This is a genomic window from Providencia sp. PROV073 (genome assembly GCF_033688125.1).
Lineage (GTDB): Bacteria > Pseudomonadota > Gammaproteobacteria > Enterobacterales > Enterobacteriaceae > Providencia > Providencia hangzhouensis.
Genome location: NZ_CP096353.1, coordinates 1,690,389 through 1,711,821, shown reverse-complemented (window position 1 = coordinate 1,711,821; position 21,433 = coordinate 1,690,389). Strand labels below are relative to the sequence as shown.

The 21,433-nt window shown below is 39.3% G+C and carries 20 protein-coding genes; 7 read left to right on the top strand and 13 right to left on the bottom strand.

All coding sequences use genetic code 11. From position 1 onward, the window contains the following. Positions 1-70: 70 nt before the first annotated feature. From M1F17_RS07585 to ulaR, 4 genes are all read right to left on the bottom strand, one after another. A complete protein-coding gene (locus M1F17_RS07585) occupies positions 71-943 on the bottom strand; it encodes a DMT family transporter (RefSeq protein ID WP_318837343.1) in 873 nt (290 codons plus the stop codon). Then, positions 930-1,223, bottom strand: a complete 294-nt coding sequence (locus M1F17_RS07580) for a 2OG-Fe(II) oxygenase family protein (protein ID WP_094961698.1) — start codon at positions 1,221-1,223, stop codon at positions 930-932. Before M1F17_RS07580 ends, M1F17_RS07585 begins: the two co-directional genes overlap by 14 nt. Before the next feature lie 310 nt (positions 1,224-1,533). Then, a complete protein-coding gene (gene ulaG / locus M1F17_RS07575) occupies positions 1,534-2,601 on the bottom strand; it encodes an L-ascorbate 6-phosphate lactonase (RefSeq protein WP_004264959.1) in 1,068 nt (355 codons plus the stop codon). 113 nt (positions 2,602-2,714) lie between these two features. After that, positions 2,715-3,470: an HTH-type transcriptional regulator UlaR gene (ulaR, locus tag M1F17_RS07570; RefSeq protein WP_036959016.1), complete on the bottom strand. Its 756-nt coding sequence runs from the start codon at positions 3,468-3,470 to the stop codon at positions 2,715-2,717. A 402-nt stretch (positions 3,471-3,872) separates the two neighbouring features. Between ulaR and M1F17_RS07565 the strand changes: the two genes are divergently transcribed. From M1F17_RS07565 to M1F17_RS07550, 4 genes are all read left to right on the top strand, one after another. Beyond that, a complete protein-coding gene (locus tag M1F17_RS07565) occupies positions 3,873-5,627 on the top strand; it encodes a PTS ascorbate-specific subunit IIBC (protein ID WP_318837342.1) in 1,755 nt (584 codons plus the stop codon). 72 nt (positions 5,628-5,699) lie between these two features. Further along, positions 5,700-6,167 (top strand): PTS sugar transporter subunit IIA, encoded by a 468-nt coding sequence (locus tag M1F17_RS07560; protein ID WP_036959017.1) that lies wholly within the window; start codon positions 5,700-5,702, stop codon positions 6,165-6,167. 50 nt (positions 6,168-6,217) lie between these two features. After that, a complete protein-coding gene (locus tag M1F17_RS07555; protein WP_318837341.1) occupies positions 6,218-7,048 on the top strand; it encodes a Cof-type HAD-IIB family hydrolase in 831 nt (276 codons plus the stop codon). After that, positions 7,045-7,692, top strand: coding sequence for a 3-keto-L-gulonate-6-phosphate decarboxylase UlaD (locus M1F17_RS07550; RefSeq protein ID WP_094961693.1), 648 nt, complete (start codon positions 7,045-7,047; stop codon positions 7,690-7,692). Before M1F17_RS07555 ends, M1F17_RS07550 begins: the two co-directional genes overlap by 4 nt. A gap of 115 nt (positions 7,693-7,807) precedes the next feature. Here the strand turns inward: M1F17_RS07550 and purL are convergent, their stop codons facing one another. Continuing rightward, positions 7,808-11,695, bottom strand: a complete 3,888-nt coding sequence (gene purL / locus M1F17_RS07545; protein WP_318837340.1) for a phosphoribosylformylglycinamidine synthase — start codon at positions 11,693-11,695, stop codon at positions 7,808-7,810. Between the two features lie 270 nt (positions 11,696-11,965). Here purL and mltF point away from each other — a divergent pair, with 270 nt between their 5' ends. Continuing rightward, a complete protein-coding gene (mltF, locus tag M1F17_RS07540; protein ID WP_050763803.1) occupies positions 11,966-13,630 on the top strand; it encodes a membrane-bound lytic murein transglycosylase MltF in 1,665 nt (554 codons plus the stop codon). A gap of 40 nt (positions 13,631-13,670) precedes the next feature. On the opposite strand, the gene tadA is transcribed toward mltF, so the two are convergent. Beyond that, positions 13,671-14,153, bottom strand: a complete 483-nt coding sequence (gene tadA, locus M1F17_RS07535) for a tRNA adenosine(34) deaminase TadA (protein WP_004264969.1) — start codon at positions 14,151-14,153, stop codon at positions 13,671-13,673. 95 nt (positions 14,154-14,248) lie between these two features. Next, complete coding sequence (gene leuE, locus M1F17_RS07530) at positions 14,249-14,896, bottom strand: leucine efflux protein LeuE (RefSeq protein WP_164455444.1); 648 nt, start codon at positions 14,894-14,896, stop codon at positions 14,249-14,251. A gap of 184 nt (positions 14,897-15,080) precedes the next feature. On the opposite strand from leuE, the gene M1F17_RS07525 reads away from it, so the two are divergent. Both M1F17_RS07525 and M1F17_RS07520 read left to right on the top strand, forming a co-directional pair. Next, positions 15,081-15,530, top strand: coding sequence for a hypothetical protein (locus tag M1F17_RS07525; RefSeq protein ID WP_004264971.1), 450 nt, complete (start codon positions 15,081-15,083; stop codon positions 15,528-15,530). Positions 15,531-16,071: 541 nt separating this feature from the next. Beyond that, the gene (locus tag M1F17_RS07520; RefSeq protein WP_036959019.1) at positions 16,072-16,332 is read left to right on the top strand and encodes a YfhL family 4Fe-4S dicluster ferredoxin; all 261 of its coding nucleotides are present in this window, start codon (positions 16,072-16,074) and stop codon (positions 16,330-16,332) included. Between the two features lie 87 nt (positions 16,333-16,419). Here the strand turns inward: M1F17_RS07520 and acpS are convergent, their stop codons facing one another. The 6 genes from acpS to lepB form a co-directional block, all read right to left on the bottom strand. Beyond that, entirely contained in the window at positions 16,420-16,806 is a 387-nt protein-coding gene (acpS, locus tag M1F17_RS07515) for a holo-ACP synthase (protein WP_140172293.1), read from the bottom strand. After that, positions 16,806-17,537, bottom strand: coding sequence for a pyridoxine 5'-phosphate synthase (gene pdxJ / locus M1F17_RS07510; RefSeq protein WP_004264974.1), 732 nt, complete (start codon positions 17,535-17,537; stop codon positions 16,806-16,808). The genes acpS and pdxJ overlap by 1 nt, the downstream gene beginning before the upstream one ends. A 288-nt stretch (positions 17,538-17,825) precedes the next feature. Further along, on the bottom strand, positions 17,826-18,554 hold the full coding sequence (recO, locus tag M1F17_RS07505; protein ID WP_004264975.1) for a DNA repair protein RecO: 729 nt from the start codon (positions 18,552-18,554) through the stop codon (positions 17,826-17,828). 11 nt (positions 18,555-18,565) lie between these two features. Beyond that, positions 18,566-19,474 (bottom strand): GTPase Era, encoded by a 909-nt coding sequence (gene era / locus M1F17_RS07500; protein ID WP_004264976.1) that lies wholly within the window; start codon positions 19,472-19,474, stop codon positions 18,566-18,568. Further along, the gene (rnc, locus tag M1F17_RS07495) at positions 19,471-20,151 is read right to left on the bottom strand and encodes a ribonuclease III (RefSeq protein WP_004264978.1); all 681 of its coding nucleotides are present in this window, start codon (positions 20,149-20,151) and stop codon (positions 19,471-19,473) included. Before rnc ends, era begins: the two co-directional genes overlap by 4 nt. Positions 20,152-20,453: 302 nt before the next feature. Next, complete coding sequence (lepB, locus tag M1F17_RS07490; RefSeq protein WP_004264979.1) at positions 20,454-21,419, bottom strand: signal peptidase I; 966 nt, start codon at positions 21,417-21,419, stop codon at positions 20,454-20,456. Positions 21,420-21,433: the final 14 nt, after the last annotated feature.

The window sequence follows — 21,433 nt, the reverse complement described above, 5'->3', positions numbered from 1 at the left end:
ATAAGGGCGGAGGGGGAATGTGCCCCATAAGAAAATAATCACTAAAAGCATATTATCGGTGACTTCAATATCAATTTTTATTTTTTTCTGAAAGTACAATTAACATACTTAACAAAATAAATAACATACCGATTATCATCGAAATTGTCATTGTCTCATCTAAAAGATAGGATGAAATCATCACACTAATGATTGGTGAAATAAGAATTGAGTATGATGAAAGCTTTGCGCCACCATACCCTATCATATAATACCAAAGAACATAAACAATCACGCCATTAGCTATCCCCATATAGATAATTGGTATATATACACTCATAAAAAATTCAGAATGTATATTACTCAATATGTTTAAATCAACATTTAAAAATGGAATTAATAAAATAAAAAAAACAAATGATACTATATTTTGATAAAATACTTTTGAAGTTAGGTTTATTTTCATGGTAATTTTTTCAGATAAAATAGTTCCTAGCGCCCACATAAATGCACTTAATAAAATTATGATTTCACCAATACTTATACCAACTGGTGATATAAAGATAAAAATACCACTAATGCATAACAAAGATACAAATACTGACCGAGTTTCAATATGTTTATTTATTACACCCAATACAACTGTTGCCATTACTGGCATTGTATAAACAAGTACAGATGCCTTTACCGCTTCTGTATACTTTAACGCCAAACTATTTAATATAGGAACTAAAAAAACATTTAAAAAACCAAGTGGGATACTGTTTACAAACTCTCGAAAATTAAACCGACACCGACTAAAAAAGAAAAAAACAAAGCACAAAAAAATAACTGAAATAATTAGGGAGTAGATTCTAAAAGCCCAAACACCTACTTGGTCAATCGCTAGTTTTGATATAGGAAATGCACTCCCCCATATGAATGATATTAAAATAGCACAAAGAAGTACTTTAATTTGCTTCATTATACCTCACAACTAATGCCATTCTTTTACTTGTTCTATTAGATGTCACTGTGGAAACGAAATGTGGGATTTTTCTTTTTTTTGTATCAAAAATTAAAATATTTAAATATGACGGGATAAAAGTATCTAAAATTGTCTTTTTATCCTTATCTAAAATCATCGTTAATCCTCCATAATTTGCTTCCCATTCCTTTGTTAGGTTAATTACAATACCTATCCCATCATCGGAGTCACAATGTGTAGTTAGAAAATCATCTTTATCAAACTTGCTTAAGTACATGTTTGATATAATATTTACTTTACTTCCTGTTAGGTTTTCTAAAAAGTTTTTAAATTTAACATCATTAACAACTGAAATTAAATCAGCAAAAATTATTTTTATTGAATCAGATAAGTTATCTACATTGATAACACTAACATTAGAAAATATTAAATTAAGACAGTCAACGTCAGTAGATTAATAAAAAATAATGCTACATAGATAATAAATATATTGGCAGTACATATTATTTGAATATATATATTTTTTAAATACAATAAAAAAACAGCGTCTAAGTTTCCTTAAACGCTGCTTTTAATAGCAGGATTAATTATAAAAACGCTTTATATGGCAATTCAGGTTCATTTTTGAAAATATCACTAAAGCCGCGGAAATGTTGATAATGCATGCGGTCTTTATCTGTTGGATAAGTATATTTCCCACCCACTTGCCAGAAGAACGGGGCAAATTTATATTGCAAACGCTCTTTTTTCATATTCCACAAGACTTCAATTTCCCGCGGATCATTTTGGAAGTTAGCCCAAATATCATGGTGGAATGGAATAACCCGCTCGCAATCTAATGACTCTGCCGCACGTAAAATATCGGATGACGTCATTTTATCGGTCACACCACGTGGGTTCTCTCCATAGGAAAGCAATGCCACATCAATCTGATAACGGTTACCGTGAGCCGCATAATAGTTTGAATAATGTGAATCGCCTGAATGATAAATAGAGCCACCTGTTGTTTCAATCAGATAATTCACTGCACGTGAATCCATACCATCTAAAATTTGCTTATCATAAGAAGAAACACCCTGTGGCAATGTCACTAGTGCCGTGCGGTCAAATGAGTCTAACACACGGATTTTCATATCCCCCACTTCCAGTACATCACCGACTTTGGCAACAACGCAACGTTCGGTTGGTACTCCCCATTTTATCCATAAATCCACACAAGCTTGAGGGCCAATAAATTTAACGTGGTCACCACAGTTTTGCATTACCGCAGCAGCGACATTGACATCGATATGGTCAGCATGGTCATGAGAGGCTAAAATCGCATCAACTTCTTTAATCGCAAACGGATCTAAAGGGAAAATCGCAGTACGTAAGTTTGGTTGTAGCGCTTCAACACCGCCCATACGCATCATTTGGTGTTGCTTATTCATGAGTGGATTTTTTTGCGTTTTTTTCCCTGTTCCACACCAAAAATCGATACAAACATTGGTATTTCCCTCACTCTTTAACCAAATACCTGTGCACCCCAGCCACCACATTGAAAAGGTATTGGGTTCAACAACCGTTTTTTCAATTTCTTCATTTAGCCACGTTCCCCACTCAGGAAACGTACTTAAAATCCAAGATTCACGTGTGATTTCATTTACTTTGCTCATAGTAACAATACCTTTTCTAGAATTTTAGATGTAGGGAGCCTGATGCCTTAATCGAGAAATTAAGGCATGGCAGCTGAATTTGTCTATATTAAAAAATCAGGTATTCGACGGAATTAAACCAGTATCACTCGCGTGCCCTGCTCGGCAATCGCTTTGATAACCTCAGCATTGGCATTTCTTCCAGTGATAAGAACATCTATCTTATTAGCTGGGCAAAATAACATTCCCGTTCGATGACCCACTTTGGAACTGTCTACAACAACGACTAATTTATCAATTTGATCAAGCATTTGCTGCTCTGCTACCGCAGTTAACATATCCGCTTTGTATAAGCCAGCTTCCGTTAATCCTTTACCTGAAGTAAACATCCAGTTACCGGCATAGCCCATTAACGTGTTCAAAGCAGGATTCAAAAAAATGTTTTGTGCTTTGTTATACTGCCCACCGATTAAAATGACGTCATCATGGTCTTGGTCAATCAAATAACTCGCTAATGGAAAATAATTCGTCACAATTTGCACGTTTTTACCGCACAACTGCTGCCCTAACATAAACGCGGTTGAACCACAGTTAATTACAGCGCTTTCTCCCGGAAGACAAAGTTCTGCCGCTTTAATTGCGATTTCAGACTTTTCTTCATAGTGCTCAGTACTATTGATGTTTAACGGTGTCCACTTACGCTTTTTATTTTCAATACGTTCTGCGCCATTACGGACTTTTCTCAATTTACCTTGCCCATCTAACTTTGAAATATCACGACGAGCAGTTGCAGGAGACACACTAAATTGTTCGGTTATATGAGAAACATTGATCACTCGATGCGTTTCCAATAACGACAATATTTCATTGTGTCTTTGCACTTCATTCATAATCATCGCCTTATTAGTTAATAATCACGACCATGATGACATATGACTCAAAATGATTACTAGTGATTAGTTTTGATTCTATTTATCTCATCTAATATTGTCAACCTTTGCTTATGCAAAAAAACAATATTTGATTCAAGTAAAAATATCACATTGATATATATGGATATTTTAAATTTTACGTGATCAAGTCGCCATTTATTTATTTTTTTACTGGTAAAAAAACAGACAAATGCAAACAATCATAAAAGAGCAATTCGTGATTACATATGATCACATTTGATTTTTGCGGGATTGTTTAACCCCTTTAAATGATTATATCGCAATAACACCAGATACGATCAATATGAATCATCTCTGACCCAGATAAATTACAAATACAATTTGATTAGAGGTAAAAATATGGATTTTTTATACGACGCTTTCTATATTTTTTACAGCCAAGTAATGACAAAAGCGCCTCTATTATTAGGCTTAGTCACATTTATTGGTTATTGGCTATTAAAGCGCGATGGCACGACAATCCTCAAAGGGACAATCAAAACGATTGTTGGTTTTATGCTAGTTGGCGTTGGAGCCAGTACTTTAGTTTCCAGTTTTAAACCCGTAATAGAAAAAATGTCTGAATACCATGGACTTACGGGCTCAGTTATTGACCCATATACGTCAATGATGGCGACAATGGAAGCCATGGGTGATAACTATTCTTGGGTGGGCTATACCGTTTTATTAGCTCTCGCAATTAATATTGTTTTAGTCCTTTTTCGCCGCGTCACGGGTATTCGTACCATTATGTTGACAGGGCATATTATGTTTCAACAAGCAGGCCTAATCGCTGTTTTCTATTTTGTGCTTGGCTCAAGCATGTGGGAAACCATTTTGTATTCTGCGGTATTAATGGCGCTGTATTGGGGAATTTCTTCCAATATTATGTTTAAGCCAACGCAAGAAGTTACTGGCGGTGCCGGTTTTTCTATCGGCCACCAGCAGCAGTTTGCCTCATGGATAGCAACCAAAGTTTCCCCGAAATTGGGGGATAGAAAAGACAGTGTTGATAATTTAAAACTGCCCAAATGGCTGCATATCTTCCATGACAGTATTTCCGCTACTGCCATTGTGATGACCTTATTCTTTGGTGTGATCTTAATTTCCTTTGGTATACCTAATCTGCAAACCATGGCAGGGACCACCCACTGGACCATTTATATTATTGAAACAGGTTTAAAGTTTGCCGTTGCTATCCAAATCATTGTTACGGGTGTGCGAATGTTTGTTGCCGAGCTTTCTGAGGCCTTTAAAGGGATCTCCGAACGTGTCATTCCCAACGCTGTGCTCGCTATCGATTGTGCGGCAATCTACGCTTTCTCACCTAATGCGATGGTGTTTGGCTTTATGTGGGGGGCAATTGGGCAATTTGTTGCCGTTCTGGGTATGTTGGCATTTAACTCGCCAATTATGATTATTCCTGGTTTTATCCCAATGTTTTTCTCCAACGCCACTATTGGTATCTTTGCAAACCATTTTAGCGGCTGGAAAGCGGTTATGAAAGTCTGTTTTGTCATGGGCGTTATCGAGATATTAGGTTCCGCTTGGGCCATTGATCTTATCAATCGACAAGGTACTGAATTTAGCGGTTGGATGGGAATGGCCGACTGGGCATTAGCTTTCCCTGTCATTATGCAAGGTTTGTCTTTCTCTAAAATGTTCTTCTTTGTGGTTGTCGCCCTCTCCTTTGTCTATATGTACTTTGCCGCAAAAAAATTACGCGCTGAAGAAGACGCACAAAGTCCAACCAAAACTGAAATTCAGATCAATGAGAAAGCTGAAGCAGCCCCACTTGAAAATAGCGGCGCTAAACCTGTACGTATCTTAGCAGTTTGCGGTAATGGACAAGGCTCGTCAATGATGATGAAAATGAAAATTGGCCAGTATCTTGAGAAAAAAGGGATCCCACACATCATGGACTCCTGCGCCGTATCTGACTATAAATCAAAATTAACAGCCACTGATATTATCGTTTCCTCTAAGCATTTAAGCTCAGAAATGGACCCCGGTGATGGGAAATTTGTGCTTGGCGTACAAAATATGCTCAACCCTAACTCATTCGGTGATGAACTACTCGATATCATACATACTAATTTTATCGGAAATAAATAGCCTAAGTCATAGGAATAGATATCGCTCATAACGGTATCTACTCCCTTAACGTTGAAAAATAGGAAGGCAATGATGGGATTTAAACAATCACTAATCGACAATAATTCGATACAGCTAAAAGCATCCGCTGATAACTGGCGTGATGCTATTAAGATAGGTACAGACCTGCTCATCGCTTCGGGGGCGATAAAACCCAGTTATCATGAGGCAATCATCAGCAGCGTCGAAAAACTTGGGCCTTATATTTGTATCGCGCCTAATTTGGCCCTTCCCCATGCAAGACCTGAAGATGGTGTACTAAAAACAGCCTTTGCTTTAGTCACTCTAGACAAACCCATTATTTTTGATGGCGAGGATGAACCCGTTGATGTGCTGATCACCTTAGCGGGTAGCTCATCAGATGAACATATGGAAGGCTTGATGGAAGTGACTCGCGTTCTCGATGATGAAAACAGTGAAACCGGTGTCGATCTTGATAAATTACGTCGCTGCCGCACCATTGATGATGTTTATCAGGTTATTGACCAAGCATTATGCTAATTTAATGATAATAAAAAAGAATCATTAATTAGCAATAGAGGTAATCAACTATGTATAACGTATTAGCGCTTGATTTAGATGGCACAGTTTTAACTCAAGAACACACTATCCACCCAGCCGTCAAACAAGCCATTCACAAAGCAGCAAAACAATGCCATGTCATGATAGTCACGGGTCGCCATCATACCGCAGCTCGCCCCTATTATGATGAGCTTGGTTTAACCACGCCAATTATTTGTTGCAATGGTACTTATATTTATGATTACCAAAATGAAAAAGTTCTCACACACAATGCTCTCACCAAAGAGAACGCGCTCACTTTTATTGAACTGGCGCAACAGGACAAACTGAAAATGGTGATGTATATCACCGATGCCATGGTGTATTCAAAAATCGATCCCATCGATTACATGAGCGCGATGGAGCAATGGGCTAACGACCCAACCATGGCCCATCCGCCAAAAATTTATCGCATTGATTCATTTGAAGAACAAGTCCAGCACGCTGACTATATTTGGAAATTTGTCGTCGAAGGTGAACCGGCTACGTTAGAGCGCTTCTTAAACTCACCTTGGATAAAACAAACTTTTAATGCAGAAAAATCATGGTCAAACCGTTTCGATTTTGCTGCGAAAAGCAATAACAAAGGAACGCGTTTAGCTGAGTATCTTCATTCTCTGGGTTATGACTCGAAGCAAGTTATTGCTGTTGGTGATAATCACAACGATATCTCCATGATTAAGCTAGCAGGCTTAGGAGTTGCAATGAAAAATGCTGATGACACCGTGAAGTCCCATGCGGATTTCGTTTGTGCTACCGATAACAATGGTGATGGCCTTGCGCGTCTCATACATGAAAATATTTTAGGACAATCACAATGACAAAGCCTTTGATCCAAATAGCTCTAGACCAAACCAACTTACCGGCTGCACTCGAAGTGGCTGAAAATGTACACACTTTCGTTGATATTATTGAAGTGGGCACAATCTTAGCTTTTGCAGAAGGCATGAATGCGGTCGCGACTTTACGTCAAAAATATCCCAATCACATTCTAGTTTGCGATATGAAAACCACGGATGGTGGAGCCATTTTATCGAAAATGGCATTTGAAGCGGGAGCAGATTGGATCACAGTATCAGCGGCGGCACATATTGCCACTATAGCTGCCTGTAAAAAAGTTGCCGATGAGTTTAATCGTGAAATCCAAATTGAAATCTATGGTAATTGGACTTTTGACGATGCTAAAAATTGGGTTGAACTTGGCATTTCGCAAGCTATTTACCATCGTTCCCGTGATGCAGAACTCGCTGGTATTGGCTGGACCAATGAAGATATCGAAAAAATGCGCAAACTGTCTGATTTAGGACTAGAACTCTCAATTACAGGCGGGATAGTTCCAGAAGACCTGCATTTATTTAATGGTATCAATGCAAAAGCCTTTATTGCTGGCCGTGCATTAGTTGGCGAAAAAGGCAAAAAAACGGCGGAAGCATTAAGGGAACAAATTGACCGTTTTTGGAAATAGTAATTAGGAATAATTCTGACTCAAAAACCGACCTTTCCGTTTAAAACTCACTCGATTAAAATTCAGGCCAGCAAAATAGCTGGCCTTTTCAACAATCTATCGAACTTGTGATTTATTAACCTAATTGCTTACGTGCGTTACGGAAAATGCGCATCCACGGGCTATCTTCTCCCCAATTTTCAGGGTGCCATGAATTACTCACAGTGCGGAAAACACGCTCAGGGTGCGGCATCATGATCGTTGCTCGGCCATCTTTCGAGGTCACCGACGTAATACCATTAACTGACCCATTCGGGTTAGCTGGATATTGCTCAGTTACCTGACCGTAGTTATTCACGAAGCGCATTGCCACCAGCCCATTATCTTCTAATTGCTGTAAATGTGCGGCTGCACGGGTTTCCACTTGCCCTTCCCCATGAGAAACCGCTATCGGCATACGAGAACCTGTCATATCTTGCAGTAACAGTGATGGGCTTTTTGCTATTTCAACTAAGCTAAAGCGTGCTTCAAAACGTTCAGAACGGTTACGTACAAAACGGGGCCAGAATTCAGCACCTGGGATAAGCGTATGTAAGTTCGACATCATCTGGCAACCATTACATACCCCCAGAGATAAAGTATCAGCACGGTTAAAGAATGTCTCAAATTCATCACGGACTTTATTGTTGAATAAAATAGATTTTGCCCAACCTTCACCCGCACCTAATACGTCACCATAAGAGAAACCGCCACAAGCCACTAATGCTTGGAATTGTTCCAAAGACAAGTTACCTGCGAGTAAATCACTCATATGCACATCAATTGCATCGAAACCAGCACGGTCAAAGGCTGCCGCCATTTCCACATGTGAGTTCACACCTTGTTCACGTAAAACAGCTACTTTAGGACGTACACCTGACAAAATAAATGGCGCAGCAATGTCTTCTTCAATGTCATAAGTCAATTTCACATTCAAACCTGGGTCTTGATTATCCTGTTTCATTGTATGTTCTTCGTCGGCACACACTTCGTTATCGCGCAAGCGCTGCATTTGCCAAGTCGTTTCAGCCCACCATTGGCGCAATAAACTGCGAGACTCGCGGTAAACAACCGTATCTCGGCTATTGATGATCACGGCATCATCTTGTATTGCAGAACCTAAATAATGAACACAGCCTGCAAGCCCTGCTTGTGCAAAACATTCTGCCACATACGCTCTATCGGCTTCATTAATTTGAATGACAGCGCCTAACTCTTCGTTGAATAATGCTGCGAGCGTGTCTTCATCAAAAGAGCTAATATCAACATTAATACCGCAATGACCCGCAAAAGCCATTTCCACTAAAGTGACGAATAAGCCGCCATCTGAGCGGTCATGATAGGCTAATAATTTTTGCTCGGATAATAACTTCTGAATGGTATTAAAGAAGCCAAGCAATACTTCAGGGCTACGTACATCAGGGGCTTTATTGCCTAACTGACGATATACCTGTGCGAGTGCAGAACCGCCCAGCGCGTTATGGCCTTGCCCGAGGTCAATTAATAACAAGGCATTATCATGACCTGTTTTTAGTTCAGGTGTCACTGTTAAGCGGACATCTTCAACACGGCCAAATGCACTAATCACTAAGGAAAGTGGCGACGTCATTTCACGCTCTTCACCATCCTGCTGCCAACGGGTTTTCATTGACATGGAATCTTTACCAACAGGGATGGTTAGGCCTAGCGCAGGACAAAGCTCTTCCCCTACCGCTTTAACCGCTTCATATAAACCTGCGTCTTCCCCTGGATGCCCTGCCGCTGCCATCCAGTTTGCAGACAATTTAACGCGTTTTAAATCTTGCACATATGAACATGCAATATTGGTTAATGCTTCACCCACGGCCATGCGTGCTGATGCAGCGAAATCCACCAATGCTACTGGCGTTCTTTCACCAATAGACATGGATTCCCCATAGTAGCTATCTAAACTTGCAGTCGTTACCGCACAGTTAGCGACAGGAATTTGCCATGGGCCAACCATCTGATCACGAGCAACCATGCCTGTAACGGTTCGGTCGCCAATGGTAATTAAGAATGTTTTTTCAGCTACGGCTGGTAAATGCAAGACACGTTTCACCGCTTCATTTAAATTAATCGCTGTTCTGTCTAATGAATCCGGTTCCGCCTTTAATGTTTTTACATCACGCAACATTTTTGGCGTTTTGCCTAATAAAACATCCAGTGGCATATCAATCGGTTGGTTAGCAAAATGTTCATCATTTAATGTCAAATGACGTTCTTCAGTGGCTTCCCCAATCACTGCAAACGGCGCACGTTCGCGCTCACAAATTGCGGTGAACACAGGAAGCTGCTCTGGTGAAACGGCCATTACATAACGTTCTTGAGATTCGTTACACCAGACCTCCAATGGGCTCATTCCTGGCTCATCATTGAGAATCTTACGTAACTCAAAGCGCCCACCACGGCCACCATCACTGACCAATTCTGGCATTGCGTTCGACAAACCGCCTGCGCCTACGTCATGGATAAATAAAATTGGGTTATCATCACCAAGTTGCCAGCAGCTATCGATGACTTCTTGGCAACGGCGTTCCATCTCTGCGTTATCGCGCTGTACCGAAGCAAAATCTAGGTCTGCATCTGATTGGCCCGATGCCATTGATGACGCAGCTCCACCACCTAACCCGATATTCATTGAAGGGCCACCGAGCACAATGAGTTTTGCACCGACCGTAATTTCGCCTTTTTGTACGTGGTCTGCACGGATATTTCCTATGCCCCCCGCTAACATAATCGGCTTATGATAACCACGTAACTCTTCCCCATTGTGGCTATTGACCTTTTCTTCATAAGTACGGAAATAGCCTAATAACGCAGGGCGACCAAATTCATTATTAAATGCCGCACCGCCTAATGGCCCTTCCATCATAATATCCAAAGCGGTCACAATGCGCTCTGGTTTACCGAAATCTTCTTCCCAAGGCTGTTCAAAACCAGGAATACGTAGGTTAGAAACCGAAAAACCGACTAAACCTGCTTTTGGCTTCGCGCCGCGACCTGTTGCGCCTTCATCACGAATTTCACCACCAGAGCCTGTTGCTGCGCCTGGCCAAGGCGAAATCGCTGTTGGGTGGTTATGGGTTTCCACTTTCATTAAGATATGAGCATCTTCTTGGTGATAGCGGTAAGTGCGCCCTTCAGGCTCAGGGAAGAAACGACCAACAGGCGAACCTTCCATCACGGCTGCGTTATCTTTATATGCCGATAAAACGTGGTCAGGTGTTTTTTCAAACGTATTTTTAATCATTTTAAACAGCGATTTAGGCTGCTCTTCGCCATCAATCACCCAATCTGCATTAAAGATTTTGTGGCGACAGTGTTCTGAGTTTGCTTGAGCAAACATGTAGAGCTCAACATCCGTTGGATTACGTTTTAACCCGACAAAGGCCTCTAACAGGTAATCAATTTCGTCATCAGCTAATGCCAGTCCCATTTCCCTGTTTGCTGTTTCCAATGCAATACGACCACCCGCAATCACATCAATGGATTTCATTGGTGCTGGCTGGTGCTGCACAAATAATGCGCTCGCTTGTTCAAAAGAAGAGAAAATGCTTTCCATCATGCGATCGTGCAAAATAGCGATCACTTCATGCCACTGCTCTTGGGTCAGTGCATCACCTTGGACATAATAAGCAACCCCACGTTCAATACGCTTGACTTGATTAAGACCACAGTTGTGTGCAATATCTGTTGCTTTTGAAGACCATGGAGAGATAGTTCCCGGACGAGGAGTCACTAAAATAAGCTTACCGAATGGGTCGTGCTCTGCCAGAGAAGGGCCGTACTTTAACAAACTGCTCAGTTTGCCTTGCTCACCATCACTCAACGGCGCCGAAACTTCAGCAAAGTGCATATACTCAGCATAGATATCCGTGACAGGAAGCTGTTTTTCTACAAACAGTGCCAAAAGGCGGGTAATACGAAATGCTGATAGAGCAGGTGAACCACGCAAAATTTCCATCGTCTTAATTTCTCTCTTTTAAACGCCAGCCCTGAACATGAAAGCAGGGAAACCGGAACACATTATAGAGCAATGTTCATCAATACGAAACCGTTTGCGTGATTAAAAATAAAGCGATTAGTTAAATATTATTCTGTGCTAAATACGATAATATAGGTTGCACCCTTCCTAAATGTTGAGCAAAATAGCCGACTACTGGAATTATAACCATTACTTAGCCATACTCTTTTATGGACATACAGCACCAGTCAATGCACGAGAAACTATTATTTGAATAACTTAAAAGTTAACTATTTAATTGTCGTGGTCATCGCGCTACTGGCTACTATGGTCATCGGTTTTAACGTCCGTTGGCCCAATACGCAGAATTCACAAATTAATAAAATTATTTCTCAAGGTGAATTACGTATTAGTGCCGTTAGCTCGCCACTAATCTATATTGATGAGCAAAAACAGCTGCGCGGGTTTGACTACGAGCTGGCTCAAGGCTTTGCCTCATACCTAGGAGTTAAACTCAAAATAACCATCCGCCCAACATTCGAGCAAATATTCGATGACCTTGAAAATGGTGATGCTGATATCGCGGTAGCGGGCCTGCTGTATAACAAAGACCGTTTAGCCAAAACGAAAACCGGTCCAAGCTATCTTAATGTTACTCAACAACTTGTATATCGCAAAGGAACAAACCGTCCCAAAAATTTCAATGAAATTAATGGTAAATTATTAGTTACCGCTGGCACAGCTCATGCAAGTACACTTAAAGAATTGTCCAAAGAATACCCAGACCTAAAGTGGGAAGAAACTTCAAAATACAATACCAGTCAAATCCTTGAAATGGTTGCTGATGGCGAGGTTGACTACACGTTAGAAGACTCTATTGCGGTTGCACTACAACAACGTATTCACCCTCAAATTGCCGTGGCTTTTGATTTATTGGATGAACATGCTATCACTTGGTACATGCGACGTAGCAAAGAAAACAGTTTAGACGCTGCGTTACTTGACTTCTTCAATCTCAGTCATGAAACCGAATTACTCGCACGCCTTAATGAAAAATATTTTAGCCATGTAGAATCCTTCGATTATTTCGACACAATGGCATTTATAAAGGCAATTGATAATAAACTTCCCGAGTATCAACCGCTGTTTGAAAAATATGCTCAGGTGATTGACTGGAAATTATTAGCAGCTATCGCATGGCAAGAGTCCCATTGGGACCCTTTAGCGACTTCGCCTACAGGTGTACGTGGGCTAATGATGTTAACCAAGCCAACGGCAACAACAATGGGTATTGCTGACAGGTTAGACCCGGAAGAAAGTATTAAGGGTGGTGCCGCTTATCTTGCTTATATTATGGAACGTTTACCTGAAACCATCGAAGAAGATGACCGCATCTGGTTCGCCCTTTCTGCCTATAATATGGGGTATGGGCATATGCAGGATGTACGTAAATTAACTGAAATGTTAGGCGGAGACCCTAACCGGTGGTTAGATGTGAAAGCTCGCTTACCTTTATTGACACAGAAAAAATATTACTCACAGCTCACTTATGGTTATGCACGTGGCCACGAAGCTTATCGTTACGTTGAGAATATTCGTCGTTATCATCAAAGTTTAGTTGGTTACTTACAAAGCCAAGAAAGAAAACAGCATGCACTTGATATTGCACAAAAATCACTTATTTATTTAATTTCACCAGAAAACCTGACAGCAGCTGAGTCTCAAACGATTCAAAATCAGTCCCCTATTCCTGAAAAAGTGAGTACTACGCATTTAGGTAAAATGAGTTCTGCAACGCAACCACCTAAAACACTTGAAGAAAAAAGACTACCATTAGGAAAGTATTTGCTTTCACTACATCCATCGCAAAATACCGATGAAACCGATGATAAAACGCCCATCACACCACTAAAAGCACCTGAGAAACCGTTATAAATCATGCTGAAATAAAATGGGAGCGCTAAAATTAACCATATTAGCGCTTTTGTTCTTTTTTTTGGGCTCTACGCAGCTTAAAAAAAGCACTCAGCATTGAAGAACATTGCTGTTCTAGAACACCACCAGTAACATCCACATAATGATTTAACCCTGCTTGCCCCATGATATCTAGGTAAGAACCACAAGCTCCAGTTTTAAAGTCCTTAGCACCATAAACTACACGGCTAATACGGCTGTGGATCATTGCACCTGCACACATAATACAAGGCTCTAACGTGACATATAAGGTGGTATCTAATAACCGATAATTTGATAGCTCTTGCCCTGCTTGTTGCAAAGCCATAATCTCAGCATGTGCAGTCGGATTGTGGTCAATAATAGAACGATTCCACCCCGAGGCAACCAAATGGTTATCTTTCACTAAGACCGCACCGACAGGAATTTCGCCAAGATCTTGTGCTTTTAGCGCAAGTTCAATGGCTTGTTGCATCCAATACTCATCAATTTCTATTTGTGTCACTCTTACCTCTAACCAATGCGTTTACACGTGATTATCCTTAAATGTTAGAATGACCGCAATTAAAATGCTTTTGCCTTTATAATAACAACCTAATTTTAATTGCTAAAAATCGCTAATTTAGCTGCAAAACCCATAAAGAAAGCGCCTACCGTACAATTTCCAAGTTTTGCAAGGAGCTGCTTTTCACGTAAAAAACGAGCTATCAAGTAACCACTAAAAATCAATAAGCTTAAGTATAAAAAACTGACTAATTCTAAGATCGTCGCGAGTACAAGATAAGGCACCCATGCATGAGAGTAATTAAAATCAACAAATTGTATAAAGAAAGAAATATAAAATAGAATTGCTTTCGGGTTTGTTAAGCTCAGCACTAAGGCACGAGTAAAATGGTTTTCTGTTTTAATTGAAATAGTGTCAGTGCCGTCTTGATTCGAATTCTTATGCATAAATGTGCTATATAAAATCTTACAACCTAAATATAGTAAATAAGCAGCCCCTAAGTAACGCACTATCATAAATAATGTTGGAGAAGCTTTGATTACCGAAGCTACACCAATAAATGACAGGAAAATTAATATCCCATCCCCAGTAAATACCCCTAGAGCAGCACGATAACCAAACCGAGTCCCACTCGAACTACTTGTTTTTAATACATATAATGAATTAGGCCCTGGCACGATAATGATTAAAACAAGCCCAGCTAGGTAAGTCCAAAAGTTAAGAACACCAAGATTTTCGAACATATTTTCAACCCTTTATCTTTTTTATTATTTTTATCACAACTTTCAATCTTTGTGAATATTTATTCTATTTATTAGATATATGAAATGAACTAATAATAAAGATTATTTTAAATCTAACTTATTTATTTATGATAACTAGGCAATCAAATTATTATTCATTATTAATAGTAAAAGGAATAAATATATGGCTATCATTAGAAGATTGGTACAAGACGGTTCATTTGAAGAGTTTTATCCAACAACAATGACATTCAATGCCGCAAAACGTAATTATTTTTTAGGCCACTCAAAAGATAAAACTTACGTTGTCTATGCTATGGCTGATAATGGTAAAATTGAACCAAATGCTCCTGCGCAAAAAGGCAAATTAAGATCCTACCTTGGTAATATTCAAGCATTTTATGATACAGTAGATAATAAACAATACTTATATGGATATAATTTAAGCGAGAAAATCGTCGAATTATATGAAATTGACGATAAAGCTGGCATAAAACTACTCTATGTTGATGAATTTACTGTTGGAAGTACAATTCAATCGGCAACTCTATTTATCGCCAATGGCCTTATCCATATATTCAGTCAAGCTGAAAAAGATAAAAGCTGGAAAACCCATAGCTATAGCATCATATAATACCTTCCTTATATTACGTATATTTTATGACACCTTAAATTAGTCACAAGGGGTATTAATTTGCCCCTTATTTAAATAATCAACTTTAAAATCATATTTTAATAAAGAAAGAAAAGCGGTATAAGATCATCAACATTAAAACTTCACCACACTATTAACATTAGGTCTATTTAAATAAATAATCTTATCTTTCACCCTAGTTTCGATTATTTAGCATAGGTATATTTACATTCTTATCTTAATTCACTTTATTATTACATTCTAGTTTACTGATTATTTAAAAATAGAAAATAACGATCCAGATGTGAATACAATAACAGAAAAGGATACCAATATTCTGGTATAGCAAAAAATTGAACGCTAAAAATACAAATTTATCATTTAAATGATGTAAAACATCTACACTATGATTTGTTGTTACTTTTTTCAGGCTTTGCAGGTAAAATACATGGCATAAAAATATAAGAACCAAACGAAAGTAACGAATAGGTGCAAGGTATAAGTTACTAGTTTTTAACTTAATACAATGTAAATCACTGATATGTCTTTATTAATTACAAAACGCTGTATCAATTGCGATATGTGTGAACCCGAATGCCCAAATGATGCAATATTTATGGGTGACGAAATTTACGAAATTGACTCAACACTATGTACTGAATGTGTAGGCCATTACGACAAACCTACTTGCCAGTCCGTTTGCCCAATTACTAATACAATCATCACAGATCCTCAACATATCGAAACTGAAGAACAGCTTTGGGATAAGTTTGTTGCAATTCATCACGCCGATAAAATTTAGGTTTAACTTCACTTATATCCAATTATTTACCTAGTTATCCTTAAATGCTGCCAGTGATTTTTACTGGCAGCTCGGTATTACATTGATTCAAGAAATACTTTCTATGATAACTGTAGCAGATGCATAGTGACGTTCATCGGTAATAGAAACATGGTAATGCGTAACTTTTAACCGATTCGCCAGCTCCAATGCCTCCCCAGTTAAACTTAATAATGGTTTTCCCAATTTATCATTGGTTACTTCAAATTGGTTAAAGGCTAAACCATTACGGATCCCTGTTCCTAATGCTTTTGCTGCCGCTTCTTTAACTGCAAAGCGTTTTGCTAAAAAACGAGCTGGCTTTGATTGCTGTTGATATTGGGCTAATTCATTCTCAGTTAGAATTCTTTTCGCCAGGCTATCACCGGTTCGTTCAAGCACCGACTCAATTCGAGCAATCTCAACAATATCCGTTCCTAATCCAACAATGGCCATTATTTACGTGCTTCTAATAAGATTTTTTTCATGTCAGTAACCGCTTGAGCTAACCCACTAAACAAAGCACGACCAATAATTGCATGGCCAATATTAAGCTCATAAATTTCAGGTAACTGTGCAATACGTTGAACGTTATGGTATGTCAAACCATGACCCGCATTAACTTTAATGCCTTTACTCGCCGCATATACGGCACCATCACGAATACGGCGAAATTCTAACTCTTGCTCTTGTTCTGATTTAGCATCAGCATAAGCCCCTGTGTGAATTTCAATAAATGGTGCTCCACACTCTTGTGCTGCATCAATTTGCTGATGATCCGCATCAATAAATAATGAAACGAGAATGCCCGCCTCAGTCAGACGTTTTACAGCATCAGCCACTTTCTGTTTTTGGCCCGCAACATCTAAACCACCTTCAGTGGTTACCTCTTCACGCTTTTCTGGCACTAAACAGCAGAAAGTAGGTTTGATGCGGCACGCAATTTCAACCATTTCATCGGTTACCGCCATTTCAAGATTCATACGTGTTTGAATAGTTTCATTCAACAGAGTGATATCTCTATCTGTAATATGGCGTCGATCTTCGCGTAAATGCACTGTAATGCCATCAGCGCCTGCTTGCTCCGCAACAAATGCAGCTTGTACAGGGTCTGGATATTGAGTTCCTCTTGCATTTCTAACCGTTGCAATATGGTCGATATTTACGCCTAACAAAAGCTCTGCCATTTTTTATTCCCCATTAATAAACACTAACAAACTCATCTACCTCCTATCCTACTGTAATTTTCTCCTTTGAGGGAATAAATCTCTCACCATTCGAAGCAAATTCCAATCTGTATATCCTGTTTCAGTATTTGTATTTTATTTTTGCGAAGCGCTTCGTAAGATTTTGTACCAGTGAAATAAATGTATTGTCTGAAAGAGCCAGTTCCGCTAAAAAGACACATGAGAAAAGGATATATTGTAGTAATCGAGGTGTAACAAACTAGATAAAAAATAAAATGAAAAACAATTTTAGCTCTGTTTGTTATGTGTAACTGGCGAGTAAGTAAACTGTCGAAATAATTCTCTGCTTTTTAAAGGTTTACCGCCTAAATATGGTTTTAAAGCAAGTCGGGTAAAACGTTTTGCTGCTTTGAGCGTATCTGCGTCAGGAAATTCTCGACTCGCCAATGCCTTAAGTTGTTTACCCGTAAAACTAAGCTGGTCAACAACCAAGCTACCAATAAACCCTTTTTCTTCTCTATACCGATAAGTCATTGTGTCAGAAACGGGCTCTCCGCTGCCAGCACAATGTAAAAAATCAACACCATAACCAAGGTAAGAAAGCAGAGCCAATTCAAACCGACGCAATGCAAATTCAGGGGTGTGTTCACTTGCGGCAAGGATCTGTAAGCATGAGAGGTAATCAAAAAATAGTGAGGAATATGGTGTACCAAATTCTAATACACGTGCGGTTAATTCATTAAGGTATAAACCACTATATAGAACGGTTCCCGTTAAAGGGAGAGCCAAAGACACAGGGTCGGCATTAATTAAGGTTTTGATTTCACCTTTGCCCCCCCAACGGATTAGCAACGGTGTGAAGGGCTGTAAACAGCCCCTTAATGGTGAACGATTACGGCGAGCGCCTTTTGCAAGTAAGCGTATTTTTCCTTCGCCTTCAGTAAAAAAATCGAGCAATAAACTCGTTTCACTGTAAGGCCTTGAATGGAGTACAAACGCACGCTGCCAACCACTCACTTTGCCACCTACTATTTTAGGTCGTCAACATAACCCAGGCTACGTAATGCTCTTTCGTCATCAGCCCAGCCAGATTTAACCTTAACCCAAAGCTCAAGGTGTACCTTGTTATCAAACATTCTTTCCATATCGATACGCGCTTCGGTACCAATGGTTTTCAGTTTGCTCCCTTTGTTACCAATAACCATTTTCTTTTGGCCTTCACGCTCAACAAGAATTAAGCCATTGATATGGTAAATACCCGCTTCTGTTACCTTAAATTGTTCAATTTCGACGGTTACCGAATATGGCAGTTCATCACCCAAGAAACGCATGAGCTTTTCACGGATAATCTCAGATGCCATAAAACGTTGAGAACGGTCAGTAATATAGTCTTCAGGAAAATGATGAATAGCTTCAGGTATATGTTGTTTAACAATTTTAGCAATTGTATCCACACCAGTACCTTTTTCTGCACTGATAGGAACAACATCTAAAAAATTCATTTTCTGACTGATCATACTGATATGTGGCAACAGTATCGTTTTATCAGTCACATTATCAATTTTGTTAATTGCCAATATAACAGGGCAACGCAAGCTAGATAACTTAGTCAGTACCATTTCATCATCAGCGGTCCAATTAGTTCCTTCAACAACAAAAATAACTAATTCAACATCACCAATTGAACTGGATGCAGCGCGATTCATTAAACGGTTAATTGCACGTTTTTCTTCAATATGAAGTCCTGGGGTATCAACATAAATAATTTGGTAATTATCTTCTGTGTGGATCCCCATAATACGATGGCGAGTCGTCTGTGGCTTTCTCGAAGTAATCGAAACTTTTTGCCCCAGTAATTGATTCAATAATGTCGATTTACCGACATTTGGCCGTCCAACTATGGCAACAAAACCACAGTGGGATTGTAATTCACTCATTCAAGCTCCAAAATTTTCAATGCTTGCTCTGCTGCTGCTTGCTCCGCTTTACGACGGCTTGAGCCAACGCCATTAATCGGTTGGTCAATACCACTGACTTGGCAGTGGATCGTAAATTCTTGATCGTGAGCTTCACCTTTAACCTGAACAACCAAATAATTAGGTAGTGGTAAATGGCGTCCTTGCAGATATTCTTGTAACCTTGTTTTCGGGTCTTTTTGCTTATCACCCGGACTGATCTCAACCAGTCTACTTTGATACCAATCTAAAATAATTCTTTCGATCGTTTGGATATCACTATCTAAAAAAATACCACCGATCAGTGCTTCAACAGTATCAGCAAGGATAGATTCGCGACGAAAACCACCACTTTTTAATTCCCCCGGTCCTAAACGTAAACATTCACCGAGTTCAAATTCGCGTGCGATTTCTGCTAATGTATTTCCGCGTACAAGCGTTGCTCGCATACGACTCATATCCCCCTCGTCTACCTTTGGAAAACGGTGGTATAAGTCATTTGCAATCACAAAACTCAAAATCGAGTCACCTAAAAATTCTAGGCGTTCATTATGTTTGCTGCTTGCACTTCTATGTGTCAATGCTTGGATTAATAACTCGTTCTGTTTGAATTGATAACCAAGCTTACGTTGTAATCTTTCTATTAAAGAGGGGTTCATGTGCGCCCAACCATTTTTATTTGATAAAAAAGCACACGCAACAGACCTGTAAAATGCACCATTTTACAAAACTGTTGCGTTTGCACTGACTCCGAATCCTCCCGCATTTTTTGCAGCTCAGTGAAACTAATTATAAAAATCCATTAGTTACAATAAGTTAAAATGGGAGAGTTAATAATTGGGGAGCCAATAATATTAATTAATCTATATTGTACACTGGGTAAAACAATAATGCTTCGGATAATACGGGTTTTCAAACGAAAACCCGTATTTGTAACATTTAGTTAGACCCACTAACCAAATTATAGTGGACCAATTCGACTAAAGCGAATACCTGTCGGCCATTCATTTTCTTGCTTATCAAGACTTAACCAAATAAATACCGCGCGACCAACTAAATTCTCTTCCGGCACAAAGCCCCACATACGGCTGTCAGAGCTATTATCCCTGTTGTCACCCATCATAAAATAGTGCTTTTCAGGAACAATCCATTCATTCTTTGGCATACCTGGTTGCAAATATTTTGCTTCCGTAATTGCTTGACGAATAATCAAAATTTGATGCTCAACCGTATCCAATTTTTCACTACGTTCGTATTGACGCAATGCATTTCTTGGTAGAGGTTGGTCTAATGGAATTTCATAATTGCCCTTTTGGTTATCAACAACAGAACCGATATCAAGGAACATTGTCCATTCACTCGGCGCCAGAGGACCATAAACAATAGGTAAGGTCTCTGTACATTTGTTATCTGCACAATTAGGGTAAATTGTGAGTTCTTTTGCATCTGGGTTATAAATAATTTTATCACCCGGCATTCCAATAACTCGTTTTACAAAATCAACATTAGGATCTTTAGGGTATTTAAAAACTGCGATATCACCACGTTTCGGTTTACCTGTTTCGATTAATGTCGTTTGTGTGATTGGATCTTTCAAACCATAAGCAAATTTCTCAACCAACATAAAATCGCCAACTAACAACGTTGGCATCATTGACCCTGAAGGTATTTGAAATGGCTCATAAATAAATGAACGCACAATCAGTACAATCGCTAACACAGGGAAAATAGACGACCCTGTTTCAAGCCATGATGGACGGCGGACAGCATTTGCCACATCCGCCTCACTCACTGCGCCATTTGTTGCATCCTGTAACTGCTTAAGTTTTGCTTTACGCGCAGGTGCAAATTTAAACTTGTCTAAACACCATATAATCCCAGTGATTAATGTTGCCAGTGTTAGGATCAAGGCAAAGGTGTTAGCCATTGAGACTCCTTGTA

Excerpts from the sequence above, each read along its gene's own strand:
- purL (WP_318837340.1), bottom strand. The coding sequence starts at position 11,695 with ATGGAAATTTTGCGTGGTTCACCTGCTCTATCAGCATTTCGTATTACC.
- acpS (WP_140172293.1), bottom strand. The coding sequence starts at position 16,806 with ATGGCCATTGTTGGATTAGGAACGGATATTGTTGAGATTGCTCGAATT.
- ulaR (WP_036959016.1), bottom strand. The coding sequence starts at position 3,470 with ATGAATGAAGTGCAAAGACACAATGAAATATTGTCGTTATTGGAAACG.
- M1F17_RS07550 (WP_094961693.1), top strand. The coding sequence starts at position 7,045 with ATGACAAAGCCTTTGATCCAAATAGCTCTAGACCAAACCAACTTACCG.
- leuE (WP_164455444.1), bottom strand. The coding sequence starts at position 14,896 with ATGTTCGAAAATCTTGGTGTTCTTAACTTTTGGACTTACCTAGCTGGG.
- M1F17_RS07565 (WP_318837342.1), top strand. The coding sequence starts at position 3,873 with ATGGATTTTTTATACGACGCTTTCTATATTTTTTACAGCCAAGTAATG.
- era (WP_004264976.1), bottom strand. The coding sequence starts at position 19,474 with ATGAGTGAATTACAATCCCACTGTGGTTTTGTTGCCATAGTTGGACGG.
- lepB (WP_004264979.1), bottom strand. The coding sequence starts at position 21,419 with ATGGCTAACACCTTTGCCTTGATCCTAACACTGGCAACATTAATCACT.
- M1F17_RS07520 (WP_036959019.1), top strand. The coding sequence starts at position 16,072 with ATGTCTTTATTAATTACAAAACGCTGTATCAATTGCGATATGTGTGAA.
- pdxJ (WP_004264974.1), bottom strand. The coding sequence starts at position 17,537 with ATGGCAGAGCTTTTGTTAGGCGTAAATATCGACCATATTGCAACGGTT.
- M1F17_RS07585 (WP_318837343.1), bottom strand. The coding sequence starts at position 943 with ATGAAGCAAATTAAAGTACTTCTTTGTGCTATTTTAATATCATTCATA.
- rnc (WP_004264978.1), bottom strand. The coding sequence starts at position 20,151 with ATGAACCCCTCTTTAATAGAAAGATTACAACGTAAGCTTGGTTATCAA.
- M1F17_RS07555 (WP_318837341.1), top strand. The coding sequence starts at position 6,218 with ATGTATAACGTATTAGCGCTTGATTTAGATGGCACAGTTTTAACTCAA.
- M1F17_RS07580 (WP_094961698.1), bottom strand. The coding sequence starts at position 1,223 with ATGTACTTAAGCAAGTTTGATAAAGATGATTTTCTAACTACACATTGT.
- ulaG (WP_004264959.1), bottom strand. The coding sequence starts at position 2,601 with ATGAGCAAAGTAAATGAAATCACACGTGAATCTTGGATTTTAAGTACG.
- M1F17_RS07525 (WP_004264971.1), top strand. The coding sequence starts at position 15,081 with ATGGCTATCATTAGAAGATTGGTACAAGACGGTTCATTTGAAGAGTTT.
- M1F17_RS07560 (WP_036959017.1), top strand. The coding sequence starts at position 5,700 with ATGGGATTTAAACAATCACTAATCGACAATAATTCGATACAGCTAAAA.